Origin of the sequence: Mycobacterium sp. PS03-16, from assembly GCF_004570325.1 — a bacterium.
Classification (GTDB): Bacteria; Actinomycetota; Actinomycetes; order Mycobacteriales; family Mycobacteriaceae; genus Mycobacterium.
The window spans coordinates 43,771-56,217 of the sequence record NZ_SPQO01000011.1 but is presented as its reverse complement, the minus strand read 5'-3'; the positions used below and the strand labels follow the sequence as shown (position 1 = coordinate 56,217).

15 protein-coding genes are annotated in these 12,447 nt (G+C 70.9%); 11 read left to right on the top strand and 4 right to left on the bottom strand.

What is annotated here, in order from left to right; translation table 11 throughout:
• The first annotated feature begins 128 nt into the window (after positions 1-128).
• The 3 genes from hrcA to E4P42_RS11905 are packed head-to-tail and all read left to right on the top strand — an operon-like array spanning position 129 to position 3,103.
• Positions 129-1,160 (top strand): heat-inducible transcriptional repressor HrcA, encoded by a 1,032-nt coding sequence (hrcA, locus tag E4P42_RS11915; protein WP_135126271.1) that lies wholly within the window; start codon positions 129-131, stop codon positions 1,158-1,160.
• A gap of 37 nt (positions 1,161-1,197) precedes the next feature.
• Positions 1,198-2,358 (top strand): molecular chaperone DnaJ, encoded by a 1,161-nt coding sequence (gene dnaJ, locus E4P42_RS11910; protein WP_135126270.1) that lies wholly within the window; start codon positions 1,198-1,200, stop codon positions 2,356-2,358.
• A gap of 1 nt (position 2,359) precedes the next feature.
• Positions 2,360-3,103: a 16S rRNA (uracil(1498)-N(3))-methyltransferase gene (locus E4P42_RS11905; protein WP_135126269.1), complete on the top strand. Its 744-nt coding sequence runs from the start codon at positions 2,360-2,362 to the stop codon at positions 3,101-3,103.
• On the opposite strand, the gene E4P42_RS11900 is transcribed toward E4P42_RS11905, so the two are convergent.
• Positions 3,084-3,686 (bottom strand): DUF998 domain-containing protein, encoded by a 603-nt coding sequence (locus tag E4P42_RS11900; RefSeq protein ID WP_135126268.1) that lies wholly within the window; start codon positions 3,684-3,686, stop codon positions 3,084-3,086. The two genes, E4P42_RS11905 and E4P42_RS11900, sit on opposite strands and share 20 nt — an antisense overlap.
• 116 nt (positions 3,687-3,802) lie before the next feature.
• Between E4P42_RS11900 and E4P42_RS11895 the strand changes: the two genes are divergently transcribed.
• From E4P42_RS11895 to era, 5 genes are read left to right on the top strand one after another with little or no spacing between them, the layout of a single operon-like run.
• A complete protein-coding gene (locus E4P42_RS11895; RefSeq protein WP_371287020.1) occupies positions 3,803-4,879 on the top strand; it encodes a PhoH family protein in 1,077 nt (358 codons plus the stop codon).
• A gap of 5 nt (positions 4,880-4,884) precedes the next feature.
• Positions 4,885-5,418, top strand: a complete 534-nt coding sequence (gene ybeY, locus E4P42_RS11890) for an rRNA maturation RNase YbeY (RefSeq protein WP_135126267.1) — start codon at positions 4,885-4,887, stop codon at positions 5,416-5,418.
• A gap of 16 nt (positions 5,419-5,434) precedes the next feature.
• Positions 5,435-6,742: a hemolysin family protein gene (locus E4P42_RS11885; RefSeq protein WP_135126266.1), complete on the top strand. Its 1,308-nt coding sequence runs from the start codon at positions 5,435-5,437 to the stop codon at positions 6,740-6,742.
• A 46-nt stretch (positions 6,743-6,788) separates the two neighbouring features.
• A complete protein-coding gene (locus tag E4P42_RS11880; protein WP_371287023.1) occupies positions 6,789-7,052 on the top strand; it encodes a cytidine deaminase in 264 nt (87 codons plus the stop codon).
• A complete protein-coding gene (gene era, locus E4P42_RS11875; RefSeq protein WP_135126264.1) occupies positions 7,049-7,948 on the top strand; it encodes a GTPase Era in 900 nt (299 codons plus the stop codon). The genes E4P42_RS11880 and era overlap by 4 nt, the downstream gene beginning before the upstream one ends.
• On the opposite strand, the gene E4P42_RS11870 is transcribed toward era, so the two are convergent.
• Positions 7,945-9,456: an amidase gene (locus tag E4P42_RS11870; protein ID WP_135126263.1), complete on the bottom strand. Its 1,512-nt coding sequence runs from the start codon at positions 9,454-9,456 to the stop codon at positions 7,945-7,947. The genes era and E4P42_RS11870 overlap by 4 nt on opposite strands.
• A gap of 63 nt (positions 9,457-9,519) precedes the next feature.
• Here E4P42_RS11870 and recO point away from each other — a divergent pair, with 63 nt between their 5' ends.
• Genes recO through E4P42_RS11855 form a run of 3 tightly spaced genes read left to right on the top strand, consistent with a single transcriptional unit; the run spans position 9,520 to position 11,649 of the window.
• Positions 9,520-10,350 (top strand): DNA repair protein RecO, encoded by an 831-nt coding sequence (gene recO / locus E4P42_RS11865; protein WP_135126262.1) that lies wholly within the window; start codon positions 9,520-9,522, stop codon positions 10,348-10,350.
• Positions 10,325-11,221 (top strand): decaprenyl diphosphate synthase, encoded by an 897-nt coding sequence (locus E4P42_RS11860; RefSeq protein WP_135126261.1) that lies wholly within the window; start codon positions 10,325-10,327, stop codon positions 11,219-11,221. Before recO ends, E4P42_RS11860 begins: the two co-directional genes overlap by 26 nt.
• A gap of 2 nt (positions 11,222-11,223) precedes the next feature.
• Positions 11,224-11,649, top strand: coding sequence for a hypothetical protein (locus E4P42_RS11855; RefSeq protein ID WP_135126260.1), 426 nt, complete (start codon positions 11,224-11,226; stop codon positions 11,647-11,649).
• Here the strand turns inward: E4P42_RS11855 and E4P42_RS11850 are convergent.
• Positions 11,638-12,048 (bottom strand): Fur family transcriptional regulator, encoded by a 411-nt coding sequence (locus tag E4P42_RS11850; RefSeq protein ID WP_135126259.1) that lies wholly within the window; start codon positions 12,046-12,048, stop codon positions 11,638-11,640. The genes E4P42_RS11855 and E4P42_RS11850 overlap by 12 nt on opposite strands.
• Positions 12,045-12,398, bottom strand: coding sequence for a helix-turn-helix transcriptional regulator (locus E4P42_RS11845; RefSeq protein ID WP_135126258.1), 354 nt, complete (start codon positions 12,396-12,398; stop codon positions 12,045-12,047). Before E4P42_RS11845 ends, E4P42_RS11850 begins: the two co-directional genes overlap by 4 nt.
• Positions 12,399-12,447 lie beyond the last annotated feature (49 nt).

The window sequence follows — 12,447 nt, the reverse complement described above, 5'->3', positions numbered from 1 at the left end:
GAAGGTTAGCCCACCCAATGTTGCGGGTAGCCATCCCTCCCGCGCTCCGTCGCGTAACAACGCCGCTGACCGCCGTAAACTGGTCGCGGACCGCCAACGTGAACCCGGTGCAAGAGGTAGGTGAACACATGGGTAGTGCCGACGACCGTCGCTTCGAGGTGCTGCGCGCCATCGTCGCCGACTTCGTGGCCACGAAGGAGCCCATCGGCTCCAAGACCCTCGTCGAGCGGCACAACCTCGGGGTGTCCAGCGCGACTGTGCGCAACGACATGGCCGTCCTGGAGGCCGAGGGTTACATCACCCAGCCGCACACCAGCTCCGGCCGGGTGCCCACCGAGAAGGGGTATCGCGAGTTCGTCGACCGCATCGACGACGTGAAGCCGCTGTCGAACTCCGAGCGCTCCGCGATCCTGAAGTTCCTCGAATCCGGCGTCGACCTCGACGACGTGCTGCGCCGCGCGGTGCGGTTGCTGGCGCAGCTGACCCGCCAGGTCGCGATCGTGCAGTACCCGACGCTGTCGACCTCGACGGTCCGCCACCTCGAGGTGGTGGCGCTGACCCCGGCGCGGCTGCTGCTCGTGGTCATCACCGACACCGGCCGCGTCGACCAGCGCATCGTCGAGCTCGGCGACCCCATCGACGAGCACGAACTGTCGACGCTGCGCGACCTGCTCGGCCAGGCGCTGGAGGGTAAGCAGCTCACCGCGGCCTCGGTGGCGGTCTCCGACCTGGCCAGCCACCTCAACGGGCACGGCGGGCTGTCCGACGCGGTCGGCCGCTCGGCCACCGTGCTGGTGGAGACGCTCGTCGAACACAGTGAGGAGCGGCTGCTGCTGGGCGGCACCGCGAACCTCACCCGCAACACCGCCGACTTCGGCGGCTCGCTGCGGTCGGTCCTCGAGGCGCTCGAGGAACAGGTCGTGGTGTTGCGGTTGCTGGCCGCGCAGCAGGAGGCCGGCAAGGTCACCGTGCGCATCGGCCACGAGACCGAGGCCGAACAGATGGTCGGCACCTCGGTCGTGAGCACCGCATACGGCAGTTCGGGCAAGGTCTACGGCGGCATGGGTGTGGTGGGTCCCACACGAATGGACTATCCGGGAACTATCGCTAATGTCGCTGCGGTTGCTCTCTACATCGGCGAAGTTCTAGGAAGCCGCTGAACCGCGCCCGCGGTCAGTGGCATGGGAAAGGTCAGGCGTGGCACGCGACTATTACGGCCTGCTCGGGGTGAGCAAGGGCGCGAGCGATCAGGAGATCAAACGCGCCTATCGCAAGCTGGCTCGTGAGCTGCATCCCGACGTCAACCCCGACGATCAGGCCCAAGCCCGGTTCCAGGAGATCAGCGCCGCCTACGAGGTGCTCTCCGATCCGGAGAAGCGCCGCATCGTCGACCTCGGCGGGGACCCGCTGGAGAGTGCGGGGGCGTCGGCGAATGGATTCGGCGCCGGTTTCGGTGGGCTTGGCGACGTGTTCGAGGCGTTCTTCGGTGGCGGCGGCGGCGCCGCGTCGCGCGGGCCCATCGGACGGGTGCGGCCCGGGTCGGACTCGCTGCTGCGGATGCGGCTCGACCTCGAGGAGTGCGCCACCGGCGTCACCAAGCAGGTGACCGTCGACACCGCCGTGCTGTGCGACCTGTGCCACGGCAAGGGCACCCACGGCGACTCGACGCCCGAGACCTGCGACACCTGCGGTGGGCGCGGCGAGATCCAGACCGTCCAGCGGTCCCTGCTCGGCCAGGTGATGACGTCGCGGCCCTGCCCCGTGTGCGGCGGCGTCGGCGAGGTCATCCCCGATCCGTGCCACCGCTGCGGCGGCGACGGCCGGGTGCGGGCGCGCCGCGAGATCAGCGTCAAGATCCCCGCGGGCGTCGGCGACGGCATGCGGGTGCGGCTGGCCGCCCAGGGCGAGGTGGGCCCCGGCGGCGGACCCGCCGGCGACCTCTACGTCGAGGTGCACGAGAAGCCGCACGACGTGTTCGTCCGCGACGGCGACGACCTGCACTGCACGGTGTCGGTGCCGATGGTCGACGCGGCGCTGGGCACCACCGTCACCGTCGAGGGCATCCTGGACGGCCCGACCGAGATCACGATCCCGGCCGGGACCCAGCCCGGTGCGGTCACCACGCTGCGCGGCCACGGCATGCCGCATCTGCGGTCCGGCGTGCGGGGTGACCTGCACGCCCACGTCGACGTGGTGGTGCCGTCGCGACTCGACCACACCGACATCGACCTGCTGCGCCAGCTCAAGGAGCACCGCACCCGCGACGTCGCCGAGGTGCGGTCCACGGCGGCCGCGGCGTCGTCGGCGCACTCCGGCGGCCTGTTCAGCCGGCTGCGCGAGACGTTCACCGGCCGCTGACTTGCGGGCGCTCTTCTACGTCGATGAGCTTCCCGAGGCCGGCGGCCTGGCGGTGGTCGACGGCGACGAGGGGCACCACGCCGCCACCGTGCGCCGCATCCGCGCCGGCGAGCACCTCGACCTGAGCGACGGCGCCGGCGCGGTCGGGCACTGCGTGGTCGAGGAGGTCGGCAAGGGCCGGCTCGCCGCGCGGGTGCTGGACCGCAGGATCGTCGCACCACCGACTCCGAGCGTCACCGTGGTGCAGGCCATCCCGAAGTCCGATCGCTCCGAGCTGGCCGTCGAACTGGCCACCGAGGCCGGCGCCGACGCCGTGGTGGCCTGGCACGCCGCGCGGTGCGTCGCCCGCTGGGACGGCCCCAAACTCGACAAGGGGCTGCGCCGCTGGCGCGCGGTGGCACGCTCGGCCGCCCGCCAGTCTCGCCGGCCCCACATTCCGCCGGTGGAGGGGGTGGACACCACCGACGACCTCGTGCGCCGGGTCGGCACCGAGGTGGCGCACGGCGCGACGGTGCTGGCCCTGCACGAATCCGCGGCCGGGCCGCTCGACGCCGGGGCGGTGCGGCAGACGGAAACGGTGGTGCTCATCGTCGGACCCGAGGGCGGGATCGCCGACGACGAGCTGGAGGCGCTGACCGCGGCGGGCGCCGTCGCGGCGCGTCTCGGGCCGACCGTGCTGCGCACCTCCACCGCGGCCGCCGTCGCGCTCGGCGCGATCGGGGCGCTCACCCCGCGCTGGCAGTGACCCGGCGGTCGGCGAGGACCACGGCGGCCGCACACACCTGCCAGGCCAGGATCGGGTACACCGCGGCCCGCTCCCAGACGGGTGCCGGCACCACCTGCACATCCACCCACGCGTACGTGCCGAGCACCGCGAGGCACACCAGCCCGGTGACGCCGAGCGCCCGCGCGGCCCGGCGGTAGGTTCGGCGGCCGGACAGCGACGCCCCCGCCAGCGCGGCCGCGTTGCCGCCGGCGATCGCCAGCAGCGCGCCGACCACGTGCAGCGGGCCCGCGCCCGCGGGCACGGCAGCGATCAGGACGTTGCCCAGCGCATTGAGCGCCGCGCACGCCACCAGCGCACGGTGCCTGCCGCCGGTGGCCAGCACCGCCCCCAGCAGGAACATGGCACCCTGCACGGCGAACCCGGTGTTCATCAGCGCGGCCAGCGGCTGCCCCGGCACCCCGAGGTCGCTGATGTAGTCGTCGAGGTAGCTGTAGGCCGGGCGCTGCGCGGCGGTGACCGCTTCGGCCACCAGGTAGGCCGCCGCGCCGGCGATCCAGGCGGCGGCCGCGGCGACGGGGCGGGCGGGCAGTGCGGCGGTCATCGGTGCTCGACAGGTTAACCATTGGGGCGGTGTGGTACCCGGCGGTAGACTGACGACCAGCGACAACACCGGCGACCGCGCCGGTGACGACCCAGGAAGCAGGCAGAAAGCCCCACGTGACGCCCCGCGAAACGACCGCTGACTCGACCGGATCCGACGGATCCAGACCGGCCGCCGCCGCGGCGGACTCCCAGGTACGCAGCAGCATCAATGTTCCGCCCGACCTCGTCATGAGCCTGCTCGGCTCCGCCGACGAGAACCTGCGCGCCCTCGAACAGTTGCTGGCCGCCGATCTGCACGTGCGCGGCAACGCGCTCTCCCTGACCGGTGAGCCCGCGGACGTCGCGCTGGCCGAGCGGGTGGTCTCCGAACTGATCGCCATCGTCTCCGGTGGGCAGGCGCTGAGCCCGGACGCCATCCGGCACAGCGTCGCGATGCTCACCGGCACCGGCAACGAGTCACCCGCCGAGGTGCTCACCCTCGACATCCTGTCGCGGCGCGGCAAGACCATCCGGCCCAAGACGCTCAACCAGAAGCGCTACGTCGACGCGATCGACGAGCACACCATCGTGTTCGGGATCGGACCGGCCGGCACCGGCAAGACCTACCTGGCGATGGCCAAGGCCGTGAGCGCGCTGCAGACCAAACAGGTCAACCGCATCATCCTGACCCGTCCGGCGGTGGAAGCCGGTGAGCGCCTCGGCTTCCTGCCCGGCACGCTGAGCGAGAAGATCGATCCGTACCTGCGGCCGCTGTACGACGCGCTGCACGACATGATGGATCCCGAGCTGATCCCCAAGCTGATGAGCGCGGGCGTCATCGAGGTGGCGCCGCTGGCATACATGCGGGGCAGGACGATCTCGGATGCCTTCATCATCCTCGACGAGGCGCAGAACACCACCGCCGAGCAGATGAAGATGTTCCTGACCAGGCTTGGGTTCGGCTCGAAAATCGTGGTCACCGGTGACATCACGCAGATGGATCTACCAGGGAACGCGGAGTCGGGTCTACGAGCGGCGATGCGAATACTCGATGGCATCGATGACATCCACTTCGCCGAGCTGACCAGCGCCGACGTGGTGCGCCACCGGCTGGTATCCGAGATCGTCGATGCCTACGCCAGGCACGACGAGCCAACCCAGCTCAACCGGGCGCAACGGCGGTCCGCCGGCACCCGGTCGCAGCGGCGGTAGGGCCGATGAGCATCGAGGTGTCCAACGAATCGGGCATCGACGTCTCCGAAGAGGAGCTGATCAGCGTCGCCCAATTCGTCATCGAGAAGATGGACGTCAACCCGGCCGCGGAGCTGTCGATGGTGCTGCTCGACACGTCGTCGATGGCCGACCTGCACATGCGGTGGATGGACCTGCCCGGTCCGACCGACGTCATGAGCTTCCCGATGGACGAGCTGGAACCGGGCGGCCGTCCCGACGCGCCGGAGCCCGGCCCGGCCATGCTCGGCGACATCGTGCTGTGCCCGGAGTTCGCGGCCAAACAGGCCGAGACGGCCGGACATTCGCTCGGTCACGAGCTCGCCCTGCTGACCGTGCACGGGGTGCTGCACCTGCTCGGCTACGACCACGCCGAACCCGACGAGGAGAAGGAGATGTTCGCGCTGCAACGCGAACTCCTCGAGGGCTGGGTGGCCGAACAGGTCGAGGCCTACCACCAGGACCGCCAACTCGAACGGGACCGCCGCCTGCTCGACAAGTCGCGGTACTTCGACGAATGAGGGACGGCGAGAACGCGTGACCGGGTTACCCCAACTCGTCGGTGCGATCGTGCTGGTGGCCGTCGGCGGGCTGTTCGCCGCGATCGACGCCGCGCTGAGCACCGTGTCCATGGCCCGGGTCGAGGAGCTGGTCCGCGACGAACGACCGGGCGCCGTGCGCCTCTCGCGGGTGATGAACGAGCGGCCGCGGTTCATCAACCTCATCGTGCTGCTGCGGATCGCCTGCGAGGTCACCGCGACCGTGCTGCTGGCGGCGTATCTCGACGGGCACCTCGGCGTCAGCTGGGGCCTGGCCGCGGCGGCCGGGATCATGGTCGTGGCCAGCTTCGTCGCCGTCGGCGTCGGCCCACGCACCCTCGGCAGGCAGCACGCGTATTCGATCGCGCTGTACACCGCGCTGCCGCTGCAGGCCATCTCGGTGCTGCTGCTGCCGATCAGCCGGTTGCTGGTGCTGCTCGGCAACGCGCTGACCCCCGGCCGCGGCTTCCGCAACGGGCCGTTCTCCTCGGAGATCGAATTGCGAGAGGTCGTCGACCTGGCCCAGCAGCGCGGGGTGGTGGCCGCCGACGAACGCCGGATGATCGAGTCGGTGTTCGAGCTCGGCGACACCACCGCCCGCGAGGTGATGGTGCCGCGGACCGAGATGGTGTGGATCGAATCCGATAAAACAGCAGGTCAGGCCACTTCATTGGCCGTGCGCAGCGGGCACTCCCGCATCCCGGTGATCGGCGAGAACGTCGACGACGTCGTCGGCGTGGTGTATCTCAAAGACCTTGTCCAGCAGACGTACTACTCGGTCAACGGCGGCCGGGACACCACGGTCGCGCAGGTGATGCGGCCCGCGGTGTTCGTCCCCGACTCCAAACCGCTCGACGGGCTGCTCAAGGAGATGCAGCGCGACCGCTACCACATGGCGCTGCTGGTCGACGAGTACGGCGCGATCGCCGGGCTGGTCACCATCGAGGACGTGCTCGAGGAGATCGTCGGTGAGATCGCCGACGAGTACGACACCGACGAGGTCGCCCCGATCGAAGACCTCGGCAACCGCGAGTTTCGGGTGTCGGCGCGGCTGCCGATCGAGGACCTCGGCGAGCTCTACGACCGGGAGTTCGGCGAAGACCTCGACGTCGACACCGTGGGTGGGCTGGTCGCGCTCGAACTCGGCCGGGTGCCGCTGCCCGGTGCGGAGGTGACCTGGGACGGCCTGCGCCTGCGCGCCGAGGGCGGCCCCGACCACCGCGGCCGGGTGCGCATCGGCACCGTGCTGGTCAGCCCGACCGAACCCGACCCGAACGACGACCCCGACGAGGAGCCCGGTGACTGAACTCGATGCCGAGGACGCGAAGCTGGTGACGCTGGCCCGCGGTGCGATGGCCAGGGCCGAGGCCGGCAGCGGCGCCGCGGTGCGCGACCTCGACGGCCGCACCTATGCCGGCGCGCCCGTCGGCCTGTCCGCGCTGTCGCTGACCGCGCTGCAGGCGGCGGTGGCCGCCGCCGTGTCCAGCGGCGCGGCCGGCCTCGAGGCCGCGGTGCTGGTCGGCGGGTCCGCCGACGACGCCGGGGTGGCCGCGGTGCGGGAGTTGTCCGCCGACGCCGCGGTGATCGTCACCGACCGCTCGGGGACGGTCGTGTGACCGAATTCCGTTCCGGCTTCGTGTGTTTCGTCGGCCGGCCGAACACCGGCAAGTCGACGCTGACCAACGCGCTGGTCGGCGCCAAGGTGGCGATCACCTCGAACCGGCCGCAGACCACCCGGCACACGATCCGCGGCATCGTGCACCGCGAGGACTTCCAGATCATCCTGGTCGACACCCCCGGCCTGCACCGGCCGCGCACGCTGCTGGGGCAACGCCTCAACGATCTGGTCAAGGACACCTACTCCGAGGTCGACGTCATCGGGCTGTGTATCCCCGCAGACGAGAAGATCGGCCCGGGGGACCGGTGGATCCATGAGCAGATCCGCGCCGTGGCACCGCGGACCACGCTGGTCGCGATCGTCACCAAGATCGACAAGGTGGCCAAGGACCGCGTCGCCGCGCAGCTGATCGCGGTCAGCGAAATGGTCGGCCCCGATGCGGAGATCGTGCCGGTGTCGGCGACCGCGGCCGACAACCTCGACGTGCTGACCGGCGTGCTGGCCGCCCAGTTGCCGCCCGGCCCGGCGTTCTACCCCGACGGCGAGCTCACCGACGAGCCCGAGGAGACACTGATGGCCGAGCTGATCCGCGAGGCCGCGCTGGAGGGTGTGCGCGACGAATTGCCGCACTCGCTGGCCGTGGTCATCGAGGAGGTCAGCCCGCGCGAGGGCCGCGACGATCTGATTGACATCCACGCCAACCTGTTCGTCGAGCGCGAGAGCCAGAAGGGCATCGTGATCGGCAAGGGCGGCGCGCGGCTGCGGGAGGTCGGCACCGCCGCGCGCACCCAGATCGAGAAGCTGCTCGGCACGAAGGTCTACCTCGACCTGCGTGTCAAGATCGCCAAGAACTGGCAGCGCGATCCCAAGCAGCTGGGCCGCTTGGGCTTCTAGGCCGACTCCCGCAGCTGGACCGCCTCGTCGGTGTGGTCCTCGACCGGCGGGGTGGCCGGCGGGGGCACCTGCGGTGTCTCCCACCACACCTCGGGCTGGCGGGCCGCCCACCCGCTGACCGCCTCCAGTTCGGCGGCCAGCGAGATCAGCAGCGGCTCACTGTCGGCCGGGCCCATCAGCTGCACCCCGATCGGCAGGCCGTCGGCGGTGAAGCCGGCGGGCACGTTGATCGACGGCCAGCCCACCAGGTTCCACGGCCAGGTCACCGGGCACGCCTTGATCATCGTGCGGTCGGTGGCCAGCCCGCCGAGTTCGTCGATTTCCTGCACCGGCGGCGCGGGCTGGGCGGTGGTCGGGGCGAGCACGACGTCGCACAGGTTGAACGTCCAGCCGAGCCGCCGCTGCTCGGCGGCCTCCCGCGCCCTCGCCTTGCGCAGCACGTTCTCCGACAGCAGGCGGCCCATCCGCATGTTGGCCCTGGTGCGCTTGTCGAGGTCGACGTCGTAGCGGAAGCGCTCACCCCAGTCGAGCAGCCCGGACGTGGAGCGGGACAGAAAGTTCCAGGACATGCCGATGGTGTAGTCGGGGTCGGCCGGCCGCACGGTGTGGCCGAGGTCTTCGAGTCGGGCGGCCACCGCCTGCAGCGCGGTGCGGATGTCGGGATGCAGGGTGGCGCGGAAGCCGGTGAACGGGAAGCGTGTCGACAATCCGATGCGCAGGGGTCCCGGTGCGGCGGCGACGTAGTCCGCCATGCGCACCGGTGCCGGGCGGTGCAGATCGCCGTCGGCGTTGCCGGAGGCGGCGTCGAGCACCAGCGCCGCGTCGGTGACCGTGCGCGCCAGCACGCCGTTGACGGTGATGCCGTTGAACGCCTCGGGCAGCGGCCACGTCGAGATCCGTCCGCGCTGCGGTTTGATGCCGACCAGATGGGTCCACGCCGCCGGGATGCGCACGCTGCCCGCACCGTCGGAGCCGATCGCGGCCGTCACCAACCCGGCCGCCACCGCGGCGGCGCTGCCGCCGGACGACCCGCCGGGAGTGTGCTCCCGCGACCACGGGTTGCGGGTGTGGCCGAACGCCGGTCCGCTGGTGAACGGCCACTGGCCGAGCTCGCAGGTGTTGGTCTTGCCGACGATCACCGCGCCGGCCGCGCGCAGCCGTCGCACCACCTCCGCGTCGGCGGTGGCCGGCCGCACCGTGCCCTGGGTGCCGAACCGGGTCGGCACGCCGGCGACGTCCACGTCGTCCTTGACCGCGATCGGGATGCCCAGCAGCGGGGCCTGCTCACCGGCCGCGCGGCGGCGGTCGGCCTCGGCCGCGTCGGCGAGGGCCCGCTCGGTGAGCACGACGCGAAACGCGTTGAGCGTGGGCTGACTGGCCGAGATCGCGCGCAGCGAGCGGCGCGTCAGATCGTCGGACGTCACCGTCCCGCTGGCCAGTTGATAGAGCTGGTCGGTCAGGGTCGGGAAGGTGGTGCGGCGGGTGCGGGGAGCGGACGGGTCAGCCATTGGTCACAACCCTATCGGCGCCGCCAACCGCCGTCTGTCCGACCGTGATGCCACACTGGACGGATGCGGCTGTACCGGGACCGCGCCGTCGTGCTGCGCCAACACAAGCTGGGCGAGGCCGACCGGATCGTCACCCTGCTGACCCGCGATCACGGGCTGGTCCGCGCGGTCGCCAAGGGGGTGCGCCGTACCCGCAGCAAGTTCGGCGCCCGCCTCGAACCGTTCGCCCACATCGACGTGCAACTGCATCCCGGCCGCAATCTCGACATCGTGACCCAGGTGCAGGCGATCGACGCGTTCGCCTCCGACATCGTGAGCGACTACGGCCGTTACACCTGCGCCTGCGCGGTGCTCGAGACCGCCGAACGTCTCGCCGGTGAGGAACGCGCCCCGATGCCCGCACTGCACCGGCTGACCGTCGGCGCGTTGCGGGCGGTCGCCGACGGCGCCCGCCCGCGCGAACTGGTCCTCGACGCATATCTGTTGCGCGCAATGGGAATCGCGGGCTGGGCGCCGGCGCTCACCGAATGTGCGCGCTGCGCCACCCCTGGCCCGCACCGGGCATTCCACGTCGCCGCCGGCGGCAGCGTGTGCGTGCACTGCCGGCCGTCGGGTTCCGCGACGCCGCCCCAGGCGGTCCTGGACCTGATGTCGGCGCTGCATGACGGTGACTGGGCGGCCGCCGAGGCGTCGCAGGCGGCGCACCGCAGCCAGGCCAGCGGACTGGTCGCCGCACACCTGCAGTGGCACCTCGAACGGCAGCTGCGGACATTGCCGCTGGTGGAGCGCGTGCACCGGATCGATCGCACAGTCGCTGACCACCGCATCGCGCGGTTGGGGCAGGATGTGCACCGTGGTGACGAACCGGGTGACCAGCTCGCGGCGGGGAGCTGAACGCACGAAAGCGCAATATCCGCAGCTCGACGCACCCCCGGACGACTATCCGCAGTTTCCCGACAAGTCGACGTGGCCGGTGGTGTTCCCCGACCTGCCACCCAACACCAACGGCCGGTTCGCCCGCCCGCCGCAGCACACGAGTAAGGCCGCGGCGCCGAAGATCCCGGCGGGGCAGGTGCCCAACCACGTCGCGGTGGTGATGGACGGCAACGGCCGGTGGGCCACGCAGCGGGGCCTGGGCCGGACCGAGGGGCACAAGATGGGCGAGGCCGTGCTCATCGACATCACCTGCGGCGCCATCGAGATCGGCATCAAACACCTGACCGTGTACGCCTTCTCCACGGAGAACTGGAAGCGCAGCACCGAAGAGGTGCGCTTCCTGATGGGCTTCAACCGCGAGGTGGTGCGCCGCCGCCGGGAGAACCTCAACGACATGGGCGTGCGGATGCGCTGGGTGGGTTCGCGGCCCCGGATGTGGAGCAGCGTCATCAAGGAGTTCGACATCGCCGAGCAGATGACCGTCGGTAACGACGTCATCACCATCAATTACTGCGTGAACTACGGTGGCCGTACCGAGATCGTCGAGGCGGCACGCGAACTCGCGCAGCAGGCCGTCGACGGCAAGATCAAACCGAACCGCATCAGCGAGGCGGCCTTCGCCAAGCATCTGCACCGTGCCGACATCCCGGACGTCGACCTGTTCATCCGCACGTCGGGGGAGCAGCGGGCGAGCAACTTCCTGCTGTGGCAGGCCGCCTACGCCGAGTACGTGTTCCAGGACAAGCTGTGGCCGGACTACGACCGCCGCGACCTGTGGGCCGCCTGCGAGGAGTACGTCAGCCGCAACCGTCGCTTCGGCCGGGCTTGAGAGTGACCCTCCAGGAGCGGCTGGCCGCGGTGCTCACCGACGTCACGTCGGTGACCCGCGAGGACGACGGCGCGGTGACCGTGCGGCACGACGGCACCATCGCCTCCCTGCGGGTGGTGACCATCAGCGACGAGCTCGAACTGGTGTCGCTGACCCAGATCCTGGCCTGGGACCTGCCGCTGGACGCCAAGCTGCGCGCGGCGGTCGCCGATCACGCGCACGCCACGATGCTGGGCACGGTCTCGCTGGCCGCCAAGAGCGCGCCCAAGGAGATCGCGGCCGGCGCGAAGCGGAACTCGAAGAAGGCCGCCGATGTGCTGCTGCGCTACAACTTCCCGGCCGCCGGGCTGTCCGACGAGGCGCTGCGCACGCTGATCCTGCTGGTGCTCAGCGCCGGCGCCGACATCCGCCGCGCGCTAGTCGTCTGACGGCGTACCGTCCGCGCAGGCGCCGCACACCCCGAAGATCTCGATGGTGTGGCTGACGTCGGAGAAGCCGTGTTCCCGGGCGATGTCGGCGGCCCACTGCTCGACCTGACCGCCCTGGATCTCGACGGTGGCGCGGCACAGCCGGCACACCAGGTGATGGTGGTGGTCGTCAGAGCAGCGCCGGTAGACCGACTCGCCGGTGTCGGTGCGCAGCGTGTCGACCAGGCCGGCCTCCGCCATCGACTGCAGCGCCCGGTAGACCGTCGTCAACCCGATGCCCTCGCCGCGGTGGCGCAATGCCTCGTGGAGGTCCTGCGCGGAGCGGAAGTCGTCGAGTTCGTTGAGCAATTCGGCGATGGCGGCGCGCTGGCGCGTGGCGCGGACCGGGGCCGGGCTCATCGGACGTCCTCCTCGGCATGGGCCACCGCATCGGTGACGATGTGGGCGAGATGGGCGTCGACGAGGCGGTAGAGCACCTCGCGGCCGGACCGTTCACTGGCCACCACACCGGCCTGCTTGAGGATGCGCAGGTGCTGGCTGACCAGCGGCTGCGGTACGCCCAGCGCGTCGACGAGCTCGTGCACGCAGCGCGCGGAGTGCCGCAGTTGCAGCACGATCGCGATGCGGACCGGCGCCGCGAGCGCGCGCAGCAGTTCCCCCGCCGTGTCGAGGACGGCGCGGGGCGGCAACTCCGGCGGCGGTTCGGAGCTGTGCGTGTGATCCGACGGTATGGTGGAAACGGTTTTCATTATGACGCCAACAATACATGCAGCGATACGCATGTCAAAGGGTTTCGCG

Coding starts and splice junctions, on each gene's coding strand:
- hrcA (WP_135126271.1), top strand. CDS start 129: ATGGGTAGTGCCGACGACCGTCGCTTCGAGGTGCTGCGCGCCATCGTC.
- E4P42_RS11900 (WP_135126268.1), bottom strand. CDS start 3,686: ATGACCGCCGCACTGCCCGCCCGCCCCGTCGCCGCGGCCGCCGCCTGG.
- ybeY (WP_135126267.1), top strand. CDS start 4,885: ATGAGCATCGAGGTGTCCAACGAATCGGGCATCGACGTCTCCGAAGAG.
- E4P42_RS11880 (WP_371287023.1), top strand. CDS start 6,789: ATGGCCAGGGCCGAGGCCGGCAGCGGCGCCGCGGTGCGCGACCTCGAC.
- E4P42_RS11870 (WP_135126263.1), bottom strand. CDS start 9,456: ATGGCTGACCCGTCCGCTCCCCGCACCCGCCGCACCACCTTCCCGACC.
- recO (WP_135126262.1), top strand. CDS start 9,520: ATGCGGCTGTACCGGGACCGCGCCGTCGTGCTGCGCCAACACAAGCTG.
- E4P42_RS11850 (WP_135126259.1), bottom strand. CDS start 12,048: ATGAGCCCGGCCCCGGTCCGCGCCACGCGCCAGCGCGCCGCCATCGCC.
- E4P42_RS11845 (WP_135126258.1), bottom strand. CDS start 12,398: ATGAAAACCGTTTCCACCATACCGTCGGATCACACGCACAGCTCCGAA.